The organism is Cellvibrio sp. GW822-FHT04B05, from assembly GCF_058800985.1.
In genome coordinates this window covers 296527-317624 of the sequence record NZ_JBXAMU010000005.1, presented here as the reverse complement: position 1 = coordinate 317624, position 21098 = coordinate 296527, and the positions used below count along the sequence as shown (strand labels likewise).

Below are 21098 nucleotides of genomic sequence, written 5' to 3'. Positions count from 1 at the left end.
TAAGTTTCCAGGTTTGCGGGTCAGGTGAGGATCGTTGAATGAGTTTTGGTGATGACGAGGATATTCTCCAGGATTTCCTGGTAGAGGCGGGAGAAATCCTGGAGCGCCTCAGCCAGCAATTGGTTGATCTGGAGCAGCGCCCTGAAGATAAAGATCTGCTTAATGCAATCTTTCGTGGCTTTCACACTGTAAAAGGTGGCGCAGGGTTCCTGGCATTAACCCCTATGGTTGAATGCTGTCATTTGACTGAAAATCTATTTGATATTTTACGCAATGGTAAGCGTGCCGTTACCTCTGAACTAATGGATGTCGTTTTACAAGCGCTGGATTTGGTAAATGAACAATTTGAATTAGTTTCCCAGCGCGAAGAGTTGCCTCCGGTAGATCATTCACTGATTGCTGCATTGGAGCGCCTTGTTTCTTGCGATGATCTTAATGAAGCCGAAAATGCGGCAGAAATTGCAGAGGCTGATAATGCTGTTGTACAAGACGCGGTGGATGCCCCAAGTGGTGATATTACCGATGAAGAATTTGAGCAATTATTGGATGCCATTGCCGGTCAACCAGCAGCAACCAGTGCTGCGCCTACTGTTTCCGTAGCAAGCTCATCCAACGTTCCAACTTCCGGTGGTGGCGATGAAATAACGGAAGATGAATTTGATGCACTACTCGATCAATTGCATGGTAAAGGTGGAGCGCCGGGTTTAGCTGCTGCGGTGACTGCGCCTGCCCCCGTTGTTGCGTCTACATCCAGTAGCGATGAAATTACAGAAGATGAATTTGAAGCATTGCTTGATCAATTGCATGGCAAAGGTAAAGCACCTGGACCAAGCGCTGTTCAAGCAGCATCTGTTGCGCCCGTTGCACCACCACCCATTGCTGCCGGTTCCGGTGGCGAACTTATCAGTGACGATGAATTTGACGCGCTGCTTGATCAGTTGCATGGCAAGGGCAAAGGTCCCGGCGTAGGTGCAACATCTGCTCCCCCCGTTGCTGCACCTGTCGCGAAAGCGGCGCCTGTAGTGAAACCTGCTGCTGCCGCAAAACCTGCGCCGGTTGCGGCTAAAAAGGTTGAACCTGCTAAGCCAGTGGCAGCGCCCGTTGCGGCACCATCACCTGCCAATGAAAAAGATGCGCCGCAAGTTGAAACAACTGTTCGTGTAGATACCCAGCGTCTCGATGACATTATGAACATGGTCGGCGAGCTGGTATTGGTACGCAATCGCCTGGTGCGGCTGGGAAATAATTCTGCCAACGAAGCCTTAGTAAAAGCGGTTGCAAATCTCGATGTGGTGACTGCCGATTTGCAAACATCGGTGATGAAAACCCGCATGCAGCCGATCAAAAAAGTATTTGGTCGCTTCCCGCGGGTGGTGCGCGATTTGGCGCGTAGCCTGCGCAAAGAAATCAATCTGGAATTGGTTGGTGAAGAAACCGATCTCGATAAAAACCTGGTCGAGGCATTAGCGGATCCGCTAGTGCATTTGGTGCGCAACTCCGTCGATCACGGTATTGAGTTTCCGGAGATCCGTGAAGCAGCAGGTAAGCCGCGTATTGGTCAGGTAGTACTTTCTGCAGAGCAAGAGGGCGATCATATCCTGTTGTCGATTAGCGACGATGGTGCAGGTATGGACCCAGTCCGCTTGCGTAATATCGCTGTTGAGAAAGGCCTTTTTGATGAAGATACGGCTAATCGCTTGTCGGATACCGAAGCATACAATTTAATTTTTGCGCCGGGTTTTTCCACCAAAAAAGAAATTTCCGATGTGTCAGGCCGCGGTGTCGGAATGGATGTGGTGAAAACAAAAATCACCCAACTTAACGGCACAGTGGAAATTAAATCCGAGCTGGGTAAAGGCACGCGTTTTATTATCAAAGTGCCACTGACATTGGCGATTATGCCGACCTTGATGTTTATGCTCGGACAACAAACGTTTGCGTTTCCGTTGGTCAGTGTTAATGAAATATTCCATATGGATCTGCGTAAGAGCCATATCGTTGACGGTCAGGACTGCGTCGCTATTCGCGATCAGGCAATCCCATTGTTCTACATGAAAGACTGGCTGGTAAAAAATTCATTTGGTGAGCGACCTGACAATGCCCACGTGGTAATTGTCACTGTCGGCACTCGTCGCGTTGGCTTTGTAGTTGATCAATTAATTGGCCAGGAAGAAGTTGTTATCAAGCCGCTTGGCAAAATGTTGCAAGGTACTCCCGGTATGGCGGGTGCAACCATCACTGGTGACGGCACCATTGCATTGATTTTGGATATTCCCAGTTTATTACGTCGCTACGCAAAAGGATCGACCAGTTGGGGGCACAATTAGTTGTCAGCAGGTTGTTGGCGCTATGCATGCTTTCAATATTATTCAATACATTTTTCCAGAGCAGTTGCGGCTGCGGAGTAAGTTAGATGCCTGTCCGGGTATTAGTAGTTGATGATTCAAATTTCTTTCAGCATCGCCTGAAAGATATTATTAATGAGCATCCGGATTTGAAAGTAATTGGCATCGCCAGCAATGGCCGCGAAGCGGTAGAAAAAGCAGAAGAATTAAAGCCCGATATCATCACCATGGATTTTGAAATGCCGGTGATGGACGGTGTAACTGCCATTAAACTGATTATGGCGAACCGCAAGGTGCCCATCCTGATGTTTTCTTCGCTCACCTATGAAGGTGCGAAGGTTACTCTGGATGCACTCGCTGCCGGTGCGCTTGATTTTATTCCCAAAGATTTTGCCGAAGTATCGCGCAGTTCGGAAGCACTCAAAAAGAAATTGCATGAGCGTTTAATCACCTTGGCAGGCGTTTCTGCACGCATAAATGCAGCTCCAATTGCTGATTCAAAACCTACGTCATTGTCTGCTCCCTCCAGTTTGCGTGCACCTGTTTCTCCCGCTGCGCCTCAACCAATGCGTGCGCCTGCACATTCGCCGCAAAATGACTCCGCAAAAGCAGCAGGTCCGGATAATTACCGGTTAAAAAAGCAACCCAGGCTATTAGTGATTGGAGCATCAACCGGTGGACCGGTAGCGCTCGCAGAAGTACTTATTACCTTGCCTGCCAACTTTCCATTGCCCATCGTGTTGGTTCAACACATGCCGGAAAATTTTACCAAGGCGTTTGCGGAGCGTTTGAATAAGCAGTGTAATATTCGCGTTCGTGAAGCGGTAGACGGTGATCAACTGCAGCCCGGTTTGGCATTGCTTGCTCCGGGCGGTAAACAACTTATGCTGGATAAACGCAATGGCGGTTCAGTGCGAATCCTGCCAGATGATGAACGGGTGAATTACAAACCTTCTTTGGATATCACCTTTGGTTCAGCGGCAAATACTTATGCTGATAAAGTGTTAGGTATAGTGTTAACCGGAATGGGATCGGATGGTTGCAACGGCGCAAGATTATTAAAAGATGCAGGCTCCTCATTGTGGTCACAAGATGAAGCCAGTTGTGTTATTTACGGTATGCCCATGGCAGTAGCGCGCGCCGGCTTGACTGACAAGGTGCTCAGCTTGAAAGAGATTGGGCCGCGTTTGGTGCGAGAGGTAATGTAATGGATGTTCTTAGCATCATCGGCGTTATTATCGCGTTTGCTGCAATCATTGGTGGTAATTTTTTAGAGGGCGGCGGCATAGGCACGTTGCTTAACGGTTCTGCTGCAGTAATTGTGGTTGGCGGTACTTTGGGTGCTGCAGTGTTGCAAACTTCAAAAAATAGTTTGCGTCGCGCGCTAAGAATTATCAGCTGGGTTTTCAAACCACCCTATGTGCCGTTTAAACAAGGTGTTGCCAATATTGTGCGTTGGGCTGCAGCAGCGCGTAAAGATGGCTTGTTAGGTCTCGAAGCAATATCCGAACGTGAAAAAGATAAATTCGCCAAAAAAGGTTTGCAGTTGTTGGTGGATGGCAACGAGCCTGAAGTCATTCGCCGCATCATGGAAACAGATTTAATCGTGGATGAGCAGCGCGATTTTGATGCGATAAAATTTTACGAATCGATGGGTGGTTATGCACCGACTATCGGCATTATTGGTGCAGTAATGGGATTGATTCACGTAATGAATAACCTTGCTGATCCGGCTACACTTGGCCCCGGGATTGCGATTGCGTTTGTTGCAACTATCTACGGTGTGGCCTTGGCGAATTTAGTGTTCATCCCAATTTCCAATAAGTTGCGCATGTGCGTGAACGAGAATTCGCAATATCGTGAGCTGATTATCGAGGGTATTATCGCAATCGCCGACGGTGAAAACCCACGCTCGATTGAAATGAAGTTAAACGGTTACCTGCATCCACATTGATGGGGGTAAATATTTTTATTGCCGGTAGTCAATAAAGTAGTGTTTTTTTATGGTGCGTCGCAGACGAGAAGATATTCACGTCAATCACGAGCGTTGGCTAATTTCTTATGCCGACTTCATCACGCTATTGTTCGCATTTTTCGTCGTGATGTATTCCATCTCCCAAGTAAATGACAGTAAGTACCGTGTGCTGTCTGATACGTTTATCGAGGCGTTTAATCAGCCTGCCAATACGCAAACCAGTGTTAAACCGCAGGATAATCCCTCACCATCAAGTGAGGTCATTGCACCTATTGATACGGTTAAAACAACGGCGACGCAAGCCGGGCAGATGTCGGAACCCACTGACAACTCTACCAACACTGTTTTTCCTGTTCCTGAACAAGAGGAACCGGTTAAAACCAGCGATGAGTTAACGCAGATTTCTGATTTAGTCACCGAAAAATTTACCCAATTAATTAATGATCAGATGATTCAGGTATCCAGCAATGAACTCTGGTTACAGATCGAATTAAAGGACAGTATTTTGTTTTCATCTGGCAGCGCTGATACCAGTGATCAAGCGCAAAAAATATTTGATGAAATTGCAGGTATTCTAAAAAATTACTCCAATCCTGTTCAGGTCGAAGGCTTTACCGACAATATCCCGATCAAGAGCGTGAAATATCCTACCAACTGGGAATTATCGACAGCGCGTGCCAGTGCAATCGTAAAATATCTTGCCAGTAAAGGTGTGGCTCCCGAACGTTTATCCGCAGTGGGTTATGGTGAATATCAGCCGGTTGCCGCGAACGATACTGATCAGGGTAGGGCGCAGAATCGCCGCGTCGCGATCATGATTGCCAAGCGCAAAATGGATCGACCCAAGGTTAATGTTGCACCGCCTTCAACTCTCTCCCCACCTGCGCCTGTTTCCTCGGGTATAAACTAATCTGCTTGTTGCGATGATCAAATTCCGCGTGACAAAGAACTTGGGCAGAACCATTACATATCATTCATATTCTGTTTCCGGATTTCCTTTTCTCTCCGCTAAATTTTAGTCAAAAAATGCCGATAGCTTGAAGTTCCCTTGGACTGGGTAATAATTACCTTCCAACTGATCAAAAACCAAGCGGCTTTGCCGAATTGTCGTGATGTTTAAAAGTCTACACAATTTTCAGTGTTGATAAATGCGCCAATAACCAGCAAAGTATAAAGGTGATAATCCCTAACGCTTGCTCGAATGGGCATAGAGCTTGCTTTGGTTGTGTTAATGGCAAAAATGTCTGGTGTTTGACGCCAGCGAGGACTCAATGTGCGCGTTATCGCAATAGCAAACCAGAAAGGTGGGGTAGGTAAAACTACCACTAGCGTCTCCCTTGGAGGGTTAATTGCCGATTCCGGGAAGCGTGTGCTATTGCTGGATATCGACCCCCATGGTTCCCTATCGACCTACTTCCGTCAGGATCCTGACACCCAAACCCTCAGCAGTTATACCTTGTTCCAGGAGCGCAAAGAGCTTTCGCGCGATTCGATCCGGCGTTTAATTATTGAAACTGATTATCCCAACCTTCATGTGCTTCCATCCACCACGGCATTGGCCACGCTTGAACGCCAAGCTATAGGGCAAGATGGAATGGGATTGGTTTTGAACAGGGCGCTTACGCATCTTATTGATGACTATGATTACGTCTTAATCGATACACCACCCTTGCTCGGTGTATTAATGGTTAACGCATTGGCCGCTTGCCAATATTTGGTAATTCCGGTGCAGACTGAATTTCTCGCGCTCAAAGGTTTGGAGCGCATGGTAAACACGCTGAAAATGATGTCGCGTTCACGCAAGAAGGCCTTGGCTTATACGATTGTTCCGGTGATGTTTGACCGACGCACCCAGGCATCCGTGACGAGCTTGCGCACTATCCGCAATACTTACCCGGAGCAGGCATGGCCCGGTCATATTCCGATTGACACGCGTTTTCGCGATGCAAGCAAAGCCGGAGTGCCGCCACATATATTTGATCCAGCCAGTCGTGGTGCAGAGGCTTATTTATCGCTTTGGTATTGGTTGGAAAAGGCGATTCGTAACGATGAATTAAAAACGGATGTTGCTCCAATGGCTGTTGCCAGTAAATCCGGAGTGGTGTTGTGAGTAAACGCAAAGACAGCGGCGATGGAATTAGACCGCCAGATGATAGCCTGAGCAATTACTTTGATGATTTGCTGGGCGGTGAAGATTTGCTTGATCATGTTTTCGCGACAATAGACGAACGTCCAATGTCTCTTGCTGTCGGTTCTGGTGGTGGTGCGCGCGTTGTTTCCTTGCCGACCAAAAAGAATCTTGAAGAGCAGCCTAAAAAGACGACTTTACGCGCTGAGCCGAAACCCAAATCAGGGTCCAGGCCTGTTGCCGCTTTTGTCGAGCCTGAACCGGTACAAACCCTTGAGCAAAAACTCAAACTTGAAAAACTCCTGCAATCTGTACGACCCCAATTATTGGTTGAAACTCCGGTAGAGACGGAAATTGCGGTAGAAGTAAAAACGGCGTTTGTTGGCGATCCCCAAGAAATCCAGGATTGGGTGATCGAGACACCGGTGGTTGAGGTTGTGCCGCCCGAGGTAATTGAGGAGATTCAAGTTGAGGCTACAACCCAGCCCTCGCCTTATCAGATTGATGGCTTGGAGTGGTTGGAAAATGGGCTTCCCCAATGGGCGCAATCACGTTTTGATGTGCTTCTGTTCAAAGTGTCAGGCCTTACTCTTGCCGTGCCGTTGATATCTTTAGGGCAAATTCAGCCGCTTACCGATGAATTGACCCCGCTCTTTGGCCAAGCTGATTGGTTTATGGGGTTGCAACCAACACCGGCCGGTAAAATCCGCACTGTGAATACCGCCAAGTTTGTCATGCCGGAACGCTACAATGAGTCCTTCCTGCAGACAGCTAGATATGTAGTTTCCATTAACGGCGTACCTTGGGGCCTGGCCGTAGATTCGGTTAATCAACCTATCACATTGCAGCCCGACGACGTTAAATGGCGCGGTGATCGCAGTAAGCGCCCCTGGCTTGCCGGCACAGTAAAAGAGCATATGTGCGCATTGCTGGATATCCCGCGAATTGGCCAAATGCTGATTGAAGCAGACAAAAACTTTATGCGCGGGTAAGCCTGCTTAAACCGTGCTATTTGCCCGATTCTTTCCGGCTAATCCTGGCAATCAAACAAAAGTGGCATAGGAAAAGTCCTCGGCTATAGTTATAACGACATTTATGTGATTTGCCGCTTATCGGGGCGGCTTCAGAGGAATTAGACGATGGCAACAGACGTAGCAAAAAATAAAAGTACTGATGACCCGGTATTGCAATGGGTGACCTTTCGCCTTGACGGTGAAACCTACGGCATCAATGTAATGCAAGTGCAGGAAGTGCTGCGCTATTCCGAGATAGCGCCGGTGCCAGGTGCACCATCTTACGTATTGGGGATTATCAACCTGCGCGGCAATGTGGTGACGGTAATTGATACCCGCCACCGTTTTAATTTGTCCAGCGGTGAAATTACTGACAATACCCGAATCGTAATTATCGAGACCGATCGCCACGTCATCGGTATTTTGGTAGATAGCGTTGCCGAAGTGGTTTACTTGCGTCAATCGGAAATCGAAATGGCCCCGAATGTGGGCAATGAAGAAAGCGCCAAGTTCATTCAGGGCGTTTGCCATAAAAACAATGAGTTGCTGATCCTGATTGATTTGAATAAGTTGTTGACCAGCGAAGAATGGTCCGAACTGGAAGATGTTTGATTCGTCAGGCAACCCAAGGTAGGCTTGTCGCAAATGATGGAATCAGGCGCAGAGAAATATTCATGACATTATTGGAGATAGGTTTAGCAGTTTGTGCAGCAGTGAGTGTGCTGGCATTGGTGGTTGCCGCCATCAGTTTGCAGCGCGTGCGGAGGCAGGCGGCTGAGAATGAAAAACTGATCCAGAAATTAATGCGTGAAGTGGCCGCATCCAGTAGCGGTTCTGTCGGTATGGGGCAGCGGTTATTAGCGATGGAAAAACGGTTGCAAGCCAGTGCCACCAAACAGCCGGAAAAAATTGATTACTACAACGATGATGAGTTTCAACCTTATTCGCAGGCCGCTCAAATGTTCAAGATGGGAATGGATTGTGATGAAGTGGCGCGGCGTTGTGGTTTGTCACGCGCAGAAGCCTCGTTGTTGGAGATGATGCAAAAAAGCAGCCGTTAAATTTTAACTTTTGAATAAAAAAGGAGATCAATTGATCTCCTTTTTATTGTGTGAATGTTGTGCGAATTATTGCTGATAATGAAATGCCTGTCCGCTAATACCGATTGAATCATCACTTAATAAATACACATACGAAGGCATCAGTGCTTCGGGTGCTTTTACCGTTTCAGGATCTTCTGCAGGGTAGGCAGAAGCACGCATGGCAGTTCGTGTTGCACCCGGGTTGATGCTATTGGCGCGGATACGTGTTGCGCCTTCGAGTTCGTCGTGCAGTGTTTGCATAAAATTTTCAGTTGCTGCTTTGGATGCAGCATAAGCGCCCCAGAAAGCACGACCTTTAAATGCCACACTTGAACTGGTAAAAAGAATACTCGCATTTTCGGAGCGCTCTAACAGCGGTAGCAATGCCTGCGTCATCATAAAAGGTGCGTGCACATTAACTTGCATACAGCGCAACCAGGCACCAACAGAATAATTACTTATTGGTGTACGTTCGCCCAGATCGGCGGCATTAAATAGAATGCCATCAACGCGACCGAACGTATCTTCCAGAGCATTGCACATATCGTCGTAATCTTTCTCTACCGCGCTTTCAAAGTTGATTGGATAGATTGCCGGTTGTGGATGACCTGCTGCTTCAATCTCATCGTACACTTCTTCTAATTTGCTCATGGTGCGGCCACATAGAATGACTGTTGCGCCGCAGGCGGCAAACGTTTTTGCTGCAGTTTTACCAATGCCAGCGCCAGCGCCGGTAACGATGATAATTTTACCGCGTAAAGCATCAGTCTTAATGCTGTAGTCATTTGGAATTTGCATAGCTACGTCTTCAATTAATGGTCGGGGTTAAGGGAAAATCCGACGGGTTACAAATACTTTTCAACAATGGGCCAGATTTCATCAACATGGTTTACGCAGTAATCTGCATTCCAGCTAGCCGGATTTTCATCTTTGTCTACATAGCCGTAGGCAGCGGCGATAGTAATGCTGCCGGCGCCTTTGCCGCAGTCGATGTCGCGCTTATGATCACCGATATAAATAATTTCATCCGGCGTGCAACCCAATTGTTTGCTTGCAAGAAATAACGACTCCGGATCAGGCTTGCTGCGTGCGACATGGTCAGGGCAAATAATACTGAGCGGGGCAGGTTGCATATCCAGCGCGGCCATAAGTGGCAATGTATAGGTTGCCGGTTTGTTTGTGGCTATTCCCCAGGCAATATTGTTGTCAGCCAACTTGTCGAGCAGCGAATTAATGCCGGGAAATGGTGCCGTAAAAACAGCGATATGGGCTAGGTACAATTCCAGTAAGCGATGACGCAAAGGTTCAAATCGCTCATTGGTTTCTTCGATTCCGAACGCCAGTTTAATCAGCGCTTTTGAACCATTCGATACGCTTGTCCGGATAACATCCGGCGCAAGTGTTGGGCGTTGTTGTTCGCTAAGCAATTGGTTAACTACAACGATAAAATCGGGCGCGGTATCCAGCAAGGTTCCGTCAAGGTCAAACATTACTGCACGGATAGGTTTTGCCATTAGTCGCTCACTTTTTTTGCATGCAAAAGATAATTAACGCTGACGTCATGAGGGTCGAGCTTATAATGTTTGGTGAGCGGGTTGTAGGTCATGCCGCTAATCGATTGCAACTCCAAACCAGCTGTACGCAGCCATTTCGCCAATTCAGATGGGCGAATAAATTTGCTGTAGTCATGCGTACCTTTCGGAAGCAGCTTCAAAACATATTCCGCTCCTAAAATCGCAAAGGCATAGGCTTTTGGGTTACGGTTAATGGTAGAGAAATATACGTCGCCACCCTCTTTAACCAGTTGCGCACAAGCGCGTACGACTGAGGATGGATCAGGGACATGCTCCAACATTTCCATGCAGGTAACTATGTCGAACTCGCTCGGCATTTGCGTGGCTTTTTCTTCAGCAGTAATTTGTTCATAAGTTAATTCAACGCCGCTTTCAAGTGCATGCAAGCGCGCAACCGAGAGTGGTGCTTCGCCCATGTCGATGCCGGTTACTATCGCGCCTCGCTGTGCAAGTGACTCTGCCAGTATGCCGCCGCCGCAGCCAACATCGATGAGTTTTTTCTGTGCGACTGGTGAGCGCTCATCAATAAAATTGGCGCGCAGGGGATTAATATCATGCAGCGGTTTGAATTCGCTATTTTTGTCCCACCAGCGGCTGGCGAGCGCTTCAAATTTTGCAATTTCCGCGGTATCAACATTGGCCATAATATTTTCCATTTCGTAAATTTAGTGAGTAGCTATTTGTTTCCGCCACCAATTGGCTTTACCTAAAATTTCACGCTCATCAAGGGTTTGCAGTTGGCGGTTTAGCAGGAGGGCTTTACCTTGCACCCACACATGGGATACACCTTGACCTGAGTGGGTGTAAACCAGTTGCGATGCCGGGTTGTAGAGTGGCTGGGTTCCCACACCACTCAAGTCGATCGCAACAAGGTCGGCTAATTTTCCTGCCTCAAGGCTGCCGATTTTTTCATCCATTCCCAACGCCTTGGCGCCATTGAGTGTTGCCATGCGTAGCGCGGTGTGCGCATCAAGTGCTGCGGCATCGCCAGCAACGGCTTTCGCAAGCAGTGCAGCTGTTTTTAATTCGCTGAATAAATCAAGATCATTGTTGCTTGCCGCTCCATCGGTGCCGAGTGCAACATTAATTCCCGCTTTCATCAATTTATCGATCGGGCAAAAGCCACTCGCTAACTTCAAATTTGATTCCGGGCAATGGATCACGTGCGCACCGGTTTGTTGTAATAGCGCTATATCTGTATCGGTAATTTGCGTCATGTGGACACATTGAGTGAGCGGCGATAACAAGCCTAATTCCATCAAGCGCTGGGTTGGGCGTTTGCCGTATTGTTTGATCGACTCTTCCACTTCGTATGCTGTTTCGTGAAGGTGGATCTGCACCGGCATATCCATTTCTTGCGCGAGAACGGCAATCTTTTGCAGCGGACCATCCGATACCGTATAGGGAGCATGAGGGCCAAACGCGATGCTCACCAGGTCGGTAGCGCGCAAGCTGTCATGCAGTGCAAGTCCTTTATTAAAATAGTCATCAGCTCCCACGCCCCAGGAGGTGGCGAAATCAAAAATAGGGAAGCTGACCTGGCTGCGCATTTTTGCATCAAGGCAAACCCGGGCGGCTTGCTCGGGATAGAAATACATATCCGCAAAGCAGGTAGTGCCGGTCTTAATCATTTCTGCCATGGCGAGCTGGGTACCGTCGCGTACAAATTCCTCGCCCACCCAACGGTTTTCAGTCGGCCAAATGTGATCATTGAGCCATGTGTGCAGCGGCTGATCGTCGGCATAGCCACGCAGCAACGACATGGCGGCATGTCCATGCGCATTGACCAGCCCGGGGATAAGCGCGTGATTATCGAGGTTGATTGTCTCGGTGGCAGTAAAACGGCGTGCTGCCTCATCGTTGGGCACCAGTGCGATAATTCGGCCTTTATCGATTGCCACTGCGCAGTCTTCAAGTACGCGATTTTCGGGTACGACAGGGATAATCCAGCGGGCTTTAATGATTAAATCGATTGAATGTTGCTCAATTGTGGTCGTCGACATAGGCGTAACAAGCTGCATCGGGCGCAAAAAGGGACGCCCAGTATACTGCAAAGCCCCGGATCGGCCATGGCGGATTTACAAGCTCGCCTCTCGCTTCTGATGTTTTGCTTTTATTGGCAAATTTGACTGTATTTTCATGGCGATACGGAACAGCCAACTGCCTATCCAATAGATTTTATGCTACCATCGCGCCCCTGAATTAAGCGTTAGATGCATTTTTAGCCAGCGTCTTGTCTGGCAAGTAGTAGGGTAGCGGTTTTTGCCTCTATTTGATTGGTGCGCAAAACAGGCGCTCTAAGTCTAATCGCTTGTAATCGCAGTCACCAAAACCAATGCTTTAATAAGCCATAGCTTTATAAGCCCGTAGCTTTAAATAAGAAAGGAAAGCTGTATTCCCATGGTCGAATTCGCCAAAGAAATATCACCAGTAAGTATCGAAGACGAACTCAAACAATCCTATCTTGATTACGCAATGAGCGTAATCGTAGGCCGCGCCTTACCCGATGTGCGCGATGGTTTGAAGCCCGTGCATCGTCGCGTGCTGTTTGCGATGAGCGAACTTAACAACGATTGGAATAAGCCTTATAAAAAATCTGCCCGTGTGGTGGGTGATGTAATCGGTAAATATCACCCGCACGGTGATACAGCGGTATACGACACTATCGTCCGTATGGCGCAACCTTTCTCTCTGCGCTACATGTTAGTAGATGGCCAAGGTAACTTCGGTTCGGTAGACGGCGACCGCGCAGCGGCAATGCGTTATACCGAAATCCGCATGGCGAAAATCGCCCACGATTTGCTGGCGGATTTGGATAAAGAAACGGTCGACTTCGTACCAAACTACGATGGCACCGAACAAATTCCGGCAGTTATGCCAACCCGTATTCCCAACCTGCTGGTCAATGGTTCCTCCGGCATCGCCGTAGGTATGGCGACCAATATTCCGCCGCACAACTTAAAAGAAGTAGTGCAGGGCTGTCTTGAATTGATCAGCAACCCGGATATTACTATCGAAGAGTTGATGGAGTTTATTCCTGGGCCAGATTTCCCTACCGGTGCAATCATCAATGGCCGCGCAGGTATTGTGCAGGCTTATCGTACTGGTCGTGGCAGCATTATTGTGCGCGCCAAGGCCGATATTGAGCGCGATGAAAAAACTGGCCGCGAAACAATCATCGTTCATGAAATTCCTTATCAGTTGAACAAGGCGCGTTTGATTGAACGTATCGCCGAGCTGGTAAAAGAAAAGAAAATCGAAGGCATTAGCGAACTGCGCGATGAGTCTGATAAAGACGGAATGCGTATCGTTATTGAAGTTAAGCGCAACGAATCCGGCGATGTATTGCTGAACAATCTTTTTTCGCAAACCCAATTGCAAACCACCTTCGGCGTTAACATTGTCGCGCTTGATGATGGCCAGCCCAAAATTCTCAACCTTAAACAATTGCTTGAAGCTTTTGTTAAGCATCGCCGTGAAGTTGTCACACGTCGAACTGTTTATTTGTTACGCAAAGCGCGTGAACGCGGTCATTTATTGGAAGGTTTGGCAGTTGCGATTTCCAATATCGATGAAGTCATTGCGCTCATCAAAAACTCTGCGTCTCCTGCCGAGGCAAAAGATAGTTTAATGGGGCGCGGTTGGAATGCCGCTGAAATGGCACCTTACCTTGAGCGTGCAGGTGAAGATGCCTGCCGCCCGGAAGATTTGGGCGCTGAGTTCGGCATGCGCGATGGTCACTACTATCTGTCGGCTGCGCAAGCACAAGCAATCCTTGAGTTGCGTCTGCATCGCTTGACCGGTATGGAGCACGACAAACTACTTGCTGAATACGATGAAAAACTCATCCAGATTGCTGAATTCCTTGAAATTCTCGGCAATGCTGTGCGTTTGATGGAAGTTATCCGCGAAGAATTGACGCAAGTTATCAACGACTACGGCGATAAACGTCGCACTGAAATTGTTGCTTCAAGTATGGATCTGACCAACGAAGATTTAATCAACGTTGAAGATCGCGTAGTGACTATTTCTCACGGCGGTTATGCGAAGAGCCAGCCCCTTGATGATTACCAGGCGCAACGTCGCGGCGGTATGGGCAAATCTGCAACAGCAGTGAAAGACGAAGATTATGTCCAGCATTTATTGATCGCCAGCACCCACGATACTGTGTTGTTATTTACCAACGCCGGTAAAGTGTATTGGTTGAAGGTTTATATGATTCCTGTTGCAGGGCGTCAATCACGCGGCCGACCAGTAATCAATTTGTTGCCATCATTGGAAGAAGGTGAGCGCATTACGTCGATCCTGCCAGTGAAATCATACGACGATGACAAATTTATTTTCATGACCACCGCTAACGGTACTGTGAAAAAAACTGCGCTCACGCAATTCTCCCGTCAACGCAGTGTTGGTTTACGTGCGATTGAACTGGACGAAGGCGATACTCTGGTAGGCACTGCTATCACCAATGGTTCATGCGATGTAATTCTGTTTTCAAGCTCCGGTAAGGCAGCACGATTCCGTGAATCGCAAGTTCGCGCAATGGGCCGTACTTCACGTGGCGTACGCGGTATCCGTTTGGCCGAAGGTCAGCGCGTAGTCGGTATGGTTATCCCGATGGAAAATGGTCAAGTACTCACGGTCAGTGAAAATGGCTACGGCAAGCGCACTGAGGTTGGCGATTTCCCGGCTAAAGGGCGTGGCTCTCAAGGCGTTATTGGTATGCAAACAACTGAACGTAACGGCCAATTGGTCGGTGCCGTCCAGGTATTTGATGGCGAAGAAATCATGTTGATCTCTGATCAAGGCACAATGGTTCGCACCCGTGTCGATGAAGTCTCCGTGCTAAGCCGTAATACGCAAGGTGTGCGCCTGATTAAGTTGAAAGAAGGCGAGCGCATGCAGGGCTTGGAGCGCATTGAAGAAAATGTTGAAGAAAATGCCAAGCGTGAATTGGCGCATGCTGAAGCGGCCGAAGGCGAAGAAGCGCTTGAAGATGATGTAGTCGCCGATGATGTGGCGGACGATATTGTCGATGACGCTGCAGATGAAGCAAGCGATGAATAAGTAATTGAGTAAGCACATGAGCACTGATCAAACTGAAGCAGAAAAGCTGCTTGCATTGCGCAATAAAATCGATGCGATCGATGAACAAATCGGTCGTTTGATTTCAGCGCGCGCTGAATGTGCGCAGGAAGTTGCGGATGTGAAAAAAGCAAATCTGCCTGAGGATGCGAAAATTCTGTTTTATCGCCCGGAACGTGAAGCACAAGTGCTGCGCAAGGCGATGGAGCGGAATAACGGCCCGCTAAGCAATGAAGAAGTTGCACGTTTGTTCCGTGAAATAATGTCGGCTTGTTTAGCGCTGGAAAATCCGATTAAGGTTGCCTATCTCGGTCCTGAGGGAACATTTACTCAACAGGCATCATTAAAACACTTTGGTCATTCTGCGGTGGTGCTACCGTTTTCGGCTATCGATGAAGTATTTCGTGAAGTGGAAGCAGGTGCGGTGAATTACGGTGTGGTTCCGGTCGAGAATTCTACTGAAGGTGTGGTGAACCATACACTCGATAACTTTATGGGGTCCAACCTGAAAATTTGTGGCGAAGTGGAGCTACGCATTCATCACAACCTGATGGTTTCCGATGTAACAAATACCAACAGTATTACGCGCATTTATTCTCACTCTCAATCCTTGGCACAGTGCCGTAAATGGTTGGATGCTCATTATCCCAATGCCGAACGTATTGCAGTAAGCAGTAATGCTGAAGCGGCAAAACGCTTGAAAGGTGAGTGGAATGCGGCGGCTATCGCCGGTTCAATGGCGGCAGAGTTGTACGGTTTGAAAATGATCGCCGAGAAAATTGAAGATCAACCGGATAACTCAACTCGTTTTTTAATTATTGGTAAACAGGCTGTTCCGCAAAGCGGTGTCGATAAGACCTCTATTGTTGTAGCCATGCGCAACGAGCCAGGCGCATTACATAAATTGTTGGAGCCTTTTCATCGCCACAATATTGATCTGACGCGAGTAGAGACTCGTCCATCACGCACAGGTGCATGGACTTACGTTTTCTTTATCGATTTTGCCGGTCATGTTGATGAACCATTGATAAATGATGTGATGAAAGAAGTTGCCAGTCGTTGCGCCGATTTAAAGTTGCTCGGCTCTTATCCTAAAGCGGTGTTGTGATTATCTATGTCCCAACCCTTGATCAATAAATTTGTTGTTGTTGGTATAGGTTTAATTGGCGGCAGTCTTGCTACCGGTTTGAAGCAACGTGGCGCTTGCGTCGAAGTAATTGGTATTGCACGCAAAACGGATACTTGTACTGAAGCCGTGAAACACGCTGTCGTTGATCGCGCTTATACTTCGTTGCAGGAAGTGGCGGGCGAATTAGGGCAGGGCGATGTTATTTTTATTGCGGTACCGACACTTTCTGTGCATGCCGTGTTCGAGGAAATCAAGCATTACATTCCTGATACCGTGACAATTACTGACGGTGCGAGTGTAAAAGGCAGTGTGCAGCGTGCTGCAGAATCTGTTTTTGGTGTAACACCCTCGCAGCTTGTGCTTGGACATCCTATCGCTGGCTCGGAAAAAAGCGGTGTTACCGCAGCAAATCCTAATCTATATGAAAACCACCGTGTCATTCTCACACCGCTGGAAAATACTTCTCGCGATCACCTCGAATTGGTCAGCCGGATGTGGCAAGCAGTGGGTGCCGAAGTATTAAGTATGTCTGTTGCCGAGCATGATGAAGTTCTTGGTGCGACCAGTCATCTACCCCATGTGATTGCCTATTCTTTGGTGGACACTCTGGCGCAGGACATTAAAAATCCCAATATTTTCCGTTACGCAGCAGGCGGTTTTCGCGATTTTACCCGTATTGCATCCAGTGATCCGGTAATGTGGCACGACATTATGCGTGCTAACAAAGAGGCGATTTTGCAGTCGATGGATTTGTTTATCGATAATCTTTCCCGTCTGCGCAGCAGTATTGAACATGAAGACAGTGACTATTTACTGAATGTATTTAGTCGTGCAAAAGAGGCGCGTGATGAATTCACCGTTATGCTGGCCAAACGTCACGCACCGCCGAAAGAAGATTGATCTGTAAGTATCCAAACTTACAGGAATAGACTTGGAAGTATTTAATCATTAAACCTTGCGTTCAAGCTCCTATATAATGACTGCTGTTTTTCCAACACCCGCATTAACTGCTAACGCTGTTCTTAATCTGGTAACTATTGAATGTCAAACTACAACTTGACTCACCTCAAGCAGCTTGAAGCTGAAAGTATTCATATCATCCGCGAAGTGGCTGCAGAATTTGATAAGCCGGTAATGCTTTATTCTGTAGGTAAAGATTCCGCCGTGATGATGCACCTTACTATGAAAGCATTTTTTCCTGGTAAACCACCGTTTCCCATGATGCACGTGGATACCACGTGGAAATTTCGCGAAATGATTGAGTTTCGTGATCAGCGCATCAAGGATTTGGGCTGGGATCTGATTGTGCATATCAATCAGGAAGGTGTGGATATGGGGATTAGCCCTTTTGTGCATGGCAGCGCCAAACATACCGATATCATGAAAACCCAAAGCTTGAAACAAGCGCTGAATAAATACGGTTTTGATGCAGCATTTGGCGGTGCTCGTCGCGATGAAGAAAAATCGCGTGCGAAAGAGCGGGTTTATTCTTTCCGCGATAAGAACCATCGGTGGGACCCGAAAAATCAACGCCCGGAATTGTGGAATATCTACAATGGCCGCGTGGACAAAGGCGAAAGTATTCGTGTATTCCCCTTGTCAAACTGGACCGAGCTGGATATCTGGCAATACATTCACTTGGAAAACATCCCCATTGTACCGCTTTATTTTGCAGCCAAGCGTCCAGTGGTTGAGCGCGATGGGACTTTAATTATGGTCGATGATGACCGTATGCCTATCGGTCCTAATGATAAAATCGAAGAAAAAATGGTGCGTTTCCGTACTCTTGGCTGTTATCCATTAACAGGCGCTGTGGAATCCGAAGCGACCACGCTGCCTGAGATTATTCAAGAAATGCTGTTAACGACAACCTCGGAGCGCCAAGGCAGAGTCATTGATCATGACAGCTCAGGTTCTATGGAAAAGAAAAAGCAAGAAGGCTATTTCTAAATTTTCCTGATATAAATTTATTACACATCTTACTGATTGCAAAGAGACCTTTATGAGTCATCAGTCCGAATTAATTGCTCAGGATATCAACGCATATCTTGCGCAACATGAACAGAAAGAATTGCTGCGTTTTTTAACCTGCGGCAGTGTTGATGATGGAAAGAGCACGCTAATTGGCCGTCTACTGCATGACTCCAAAATGATTTATGAAGATCAATTGGATGCAATACGTTCCGACAGTGTAAAGCACGGTACTACCGGTGAAAAAATCGATTTGGCTTTGCTGGTGGATGGCTTGCAAGCAGAACGCGAGCAGGGCATTACTATCGATGTTGCCTATCGTTATTTCTCGACTGCAAAACGCAAATTTATTATTGCAGATACTCCAGGGCATGAGCAGTACACCCGCAATATGGCGACAGGTGCATCGACTTGTGACCTCGCGATTATCCTGATTGATGCCCGCTACGGTGTTGTTACTCAAACCCGTCGTCATAGTTACATCGCTTCACTACTCGGGATTAAGCACATTGTTGTTGCTGTCAATAAAATGGATTTGTTAGGTTTTGATCAAACCGTGTTTGAAAAGATCAAACAAGATTACTTTGATTTCTCTGAAAAACTCGGCATGACCAATGTGATGTTTGTGCCTATTTCGGCACTTGACGGCGACAACGTCGTTAATCGCTCTAAAAGATCGCCCTGGTATCAAGGTCAAACCTTGATGGAAATTTTTGAGACAGTACCTATTGCCGGCGATAAAAATTACTCGGATTTCCGTTTCCCTGTGCAATATGTCAATCGTCCTAATCTCGATTTCCGTGGTTTCTGCGGTAACGTTGCTTCCGGCATTGTTAAAGTGGGTGATGAGGTTCGCGTGTTGCCATCGGGTAAAACCAGTTATGTAAAGTCTATCGTGACTTACGATGGTAATTTACCAGAGGCATTTACTGGCCAAGCGGTAACACTAACCCTGACAACTGAAGTGGATGTCAGTCGTGGTGATGTTTTGGTATTGGCAAAAGACTCGGTTCCATTATCAAATCACCTCAAAGCACATATTGTTTGGATGACTGAAAAAGCAACGCAAGCGCAATCTGAATATTTATTCAAATTTGCCAGCAAAGTGGTAAGTGGTGTCATCGAGTCAATCGACTATCGCATTGATGTAAATACTCAAGAGCATTCGAGCGTCAATCAATTGCAATTGAATGATATTGCTGTGGTAAATGTCCTGCTCACTCAATCAGTAGTAGCTGACAAATACAAAAATAATCGTGCAACCGGTGCATTTATTGTAATTGATCGCCTGACCAATATTACTGTTGGCGCCGGTATGGTTGTTGAACAATTGGAGGCTAAGAAAGATACCTTGGCTAATTACAGCGAGTTTGAGCTTGAGCTAAATGCGTTAATTCGCAAACATTTCCCCCATTGGAATGCAGCGGATCTCAAAACACTGCTTAAGTAAGTTGTTTAAAAAGATGAAAAAGCCCTGAGTGTGAACCAGGGCTTTTTTTTGCCTTAAATTTGTAAGAAAAGTCGCACAACTAATTTGGTAGTTATCGTCTTTAAGGATATGCAACAGTGTCATATTCTGACCGGGTACGCGGAGTTGCGTACAATTATTCAACCTATATCAAGGAGATGTATATGAAATTTGCTTTATCTTTACTTTCTGCTGTTGTTCTGCTCCTGGGGACATCATCACTGGCTTTTGCAGCTGAAGTACCTACTGCAAAAGCTCCGGTGGCTAAAGCTGAAGTTGTTGCTCCACAGAAAGGTATTAACATTAATACCGCCGATGTGCAGGAATTGACCAAGCTGAAAGGAATTGGTGAGAAGAAAGCAGAGGCAATTATTGCTTGGCGAAAAGAAAATGGAGATTTCAAAACTGTGGATCAGTTAATGGAAGTGAAAGGAATCGGTGAGGCAACACTTGATGCTAATCGTGAAAATATCCGTATTTAGATAACTGTTAACACCTGCCAAGGTGGTAACGAATGAATTTTGCATTAATTTTTGTTTTAATGAGAGCCTGAGTTTAACGACTCAGGCTTTTTTTCTTTTACGAGGTCATTATATGTCCGTACAGGGTCCAAGAATTGTTGTCGCCATGGATTATGACAATGCTGATCAATGCTTGGCTATGGCAAAGCGGTTGTCTCCGGTAGACTGCCGTCTCAAAGTGGGTAAAGAGCTATTTACTGCTTGTGGTCCAAAGATTGTTGAGCAATTGATGGCCTTGGGGTTTGAGATATTTCTCGATCTAAAATTTCACGATATTCCAAATACTACAAATAAAGCTGTAAAAGCTGCAGCGGAATTGGGTGTGTGGATGGTAAATGTGCATGCCTCCGGTGGCGAGCGAATGATGGTTGCGGCTCGCGATGCGTTGGAGCAGTATGAATCTCGTCCTTTGTTAATTGCAGTGACTGTACTCACGAGCATGGAGGCTGCTGATTTATCTGCTGTGGGAATTGAACGTAGTCCGCAAGAGCAAGTGATGAAGCTGGCCAAGTTGACGCATTCATGTGGGCTGGATGGTATTGTCTGCTCGGCGCAAGAAGCTGAATTAATGCGCTCTCAGTTCGGACCTTCTTTCTGTTTAGTGACGCCGGGAATACGTCTTGATAGTTCTCCTGCTGATGATCAGCGGCGTACGCTGACACCGGCGGCGGCAATTGCTGCAGGTAGCAGTTATTTGGTGATTGGTCGACCGATTACTCAATCACTTAATCCTGTAGATACTTGTCGATCTATTATCCAAACATTGGCCTGATATTGGCCAACTTCAATTCAAAGATCTTTGGTTTT

General features: G+C 47.1%; 19 protein-coding genes. 15 read left to right on the top strand and 4 right to left on the bottom strand.

Annotated elements, in window-relative coordinates:
- The first annotated feature begins 38 nt into the window (after window positions 1–38).
- The 8 genes from AC1RJL_RS17115 (at window position 39) to AC1RJL_RS17080 (ending at window position 8522) form a co-directional block, all read left to right on the top strand.
- On the top strand, window positions 39–2327 hold the full coding sequence (locus AC1RJL_RS17115) for a chemotaxis protein CheA (protein WP_492916231.1): 2289 nt from the start codon (window positions 39–41) through the stop codon (window positions 2325–2327).
- Between the two features lie 86 nt (window positions 2328–2413).
- Complete coding sequence (locus tag AC1RJL_RS17110; RefSeq protein ID WP_492916229.1) at window positions 2414–3553, top strand: protein-glutamate methylesterase/protein-glutamine glutaminase; 1140 nt, start codon at window positions 2414–2416, stop codon at window positions 3551–3553.
- Window positions 3553–4299, top strand: a complete 747-nt coding sequence (locus tag AC1RJL_RS17105; RefSeq protein ID WP_492916227.1) for a flagellar motor protein — start codon at window positions 3553–3555, stop codon at window positions 4297–4299. Before AC1RJL_RS17110 ends, AC1RJL_RS17105 begins: the two co-directional genes overlap by 1 nt.
- Before the next feature lie 49 nt (window positions 4300–4348).
- Window positions 4349–5230 (top strand): flagellar motor protein MotD, encoded by an 882-nt coding sequence (gene motD, locus AC1RJL_RS17100; RefSeq protein WP_492916225.1) that lies wholly within the window; start codon window positions 4349–4351, stop codon window positions 5228–5230.
- Between the two features lie 363 nt (window positions 5231–5593).
- Window positions 5594–6430 (top strand): ParA family protein, encoded by an 837-nt coding sequence (locus AC1RJL_RS17095; RefSeq protein WP_492916223.1) that lies wholly within the window; start codon window positions 5594–5596, stop codon window positions 6428–6430.
- On the top strand, window positions 6427–7440 hold the full coding sequence (locus AC1RJL_RS17090; protein ID WP_492916221.1) for a chemotaxis protein CheW: 1014 nt from the start codon (window positions 6427–6429) through the stop codon (window positions 7438–7440). Before AC1RJL_RS17095 ends, AC1RJL_RS17090 begins: the two co-directional genes overlap by 4 nt.
- A gap of 147 nt (window positions 7441–7587) precedes the next feature.
- On the top strand, window positions 7588–8073 hold the full coding sequence (locus AC1RJL_RS17085; RefSeq protein WP_039913855.1) for a chemotaxis protein CheW: 486 nt from the start codon (window positions 7588–7590) through the stop codon (window positions 8071–8073).
- 62 nt (window positions 8074–8135) lie between these two features.
- Entirely contained in the window at window positions 8136–8522 is a 387-nt protein-coding gene (locus AC1RJL_RS17080) for a DUF2802 domain-containing protein (protein WP_492916219.1), read from the top strand.
- 66 nt (window positions 8523–8588) lie between these two features.
- On the opposite strand, the gene AC1RJL_RS17075 is transcribed toward AC1RJL_RS17080, so the two are convergent.
- From AC1RJL_RS17075 to AC1RJL_RS17060, 4 genes are read right to left on the bottom strand one after another with little or no spacing between them, the layout of a single operon-like run.
- The gene (locus tag AC1RJL_RS17075) at window positions 8589–9341 is read right to left on the bottom strand and encodes a YciK family oxidoreductase (protein ID WP_492916217.1); all 753 of its coding nucleotides are present in this window, start codon (window positions 9339–9341) and stop codon (window positions 8589–8591) included.
- Between the two features lie 47 nt (window positions 9342–9388).
- Window positions 9389–10057: an HAD family hydrolase gene (locus AC1RJL_RS17070; protein ID WP_492916216.1), complete on the bottom strand. Its 669-nt coding sequence runs from the start codon at window positions 10055–10057 to the stop codon at window positions 9389–9391.
- Window positions 10057–10761 carry a bifunctional 2-polyprenyl-6-hydroxyphenol methylase/3-demethylubiquinol 3-O-methyltransferase UbiG gene (gene ubiG, locus AC1RJL_RS17065; RefSeq protein ID WP_492916214.1) on the bottom strand — a complete coding sequence of 235 codons (705 nt, stop codon included), beginning with the start codon at window positions 10759–10761 and terminating at the stop codon, window positions 10057–10059. Before ubiG ends, AC1RJL_RS17070 begins: the two co-directional genes overlap by 1 nt.
- Window positions 10762–10782: 21 nt before the next feature.
- On the bottom strand, window positions 10783–12120 hold the full coding sequence (locus tag AC1RJL_RS17060) for a TRZ/ATZ family hydrolase (protein ID WP_492916212.1): 1338 nt from the start codon (window positions 12118–12120) through the stop codon (window positions 10783–10785).
- 397 nt (window positions 12121–12517) lie between these two features.
- On the opposite strand from AC1RJL_RS17060, the gene gyrA reads away from it, so the two are divergent.
- The 7 genes from gyrA to pyrF all read left to right on the top strand — a co-directional run bounded on the left by gyrA (window position 12518) and on the right by pyrF (window position 21063).
- The gene (gene gyrA / locus AC1RJL_RS17055; RefSeq protein WP_492916209.1) at window positions 12518–15184 is read left to right on the top strand and encodes a DNA gyrase subunit A; all 2667 of its coding nucleotides are present in this window, start codon (window positions 12518–12520) and stop codon (window positions 15182–15184) included.
- Between the two features lie 16 nt (window positions 15185–15200).
- Complete coding sequence (gene pheA, locus AC1RJL_RS17050) at window positions 15201–16310, top strand: prephenate dehydratase (protein WP_492916208.1); 1110 nt, start codon at window positions 15201–15203, stop codon at window positions 16308–16310.
- A 6-nt stretch (window positions 16311–16316) separates the two neighbouring features.
- Window positions 16317–17231, top strand: coding sequence for a prephenate dehydrogenase/arogenate dehydrogenase family protein (locus tag AC1RJL_RS17045; protein ID WP_492916206.1), 915 nt, complete (start codon window positions 16317–16319; stop codon window positions 17229–17231).
- A gap of 141 nt (window positions 17232–17372) precedes the next feature.
- Window positions 17373–18281 (top strand): sulfate adenylyltransferase subunit CysD, encoded by a 909-nt coding sequence (cysD, locus tag AC1RJL_RS17040; RefSeq protein WP_492916204.1) that lies wholly within the window; start codon window positions 17373–17375, stop codon window positions 18279–18281.
- A gap of 52 nt (window positions 18282–18333) precedes the next feature.
- Window positions 18334–19752, top strand: coding sequence for a sulfate adenylyltransferase subunit CysN (gene cysN / locus AC1RJL_RS17035; RefSeq protein ID WP_492916203.1), 1419 nt, complete (start codon window positions 18334–18336; stop codon window positions 19750–19752).
- A gap of 182 nt (window positions 19753–19934) precedes the next feature.
- Entirely contained in the window at window positions 19935–20252 is a 318-nt protein-coding gene (locus tag AC1RJL_RS17030; protein ID WP_492916201.1) for a ComEA family DNA-binding protein, read from the top strand.
- 112 nt (window positions 20253–20364) lie between these two features.
- On the top strand, window positions 20365–21063 hold the full coding sequence (gene pyrF, locus AC1RJL_RS17025) for an orotidine-5'-phosphate decarboxylase (RefSeq protein WP_492916199.1): 699 nt from the start codon (window positions 20365–20367) through the stop codon (window positions 21061–21063).
- The last annotated feature ends 35 nt before the right edge of the window (window positions 21064–21098 follow it).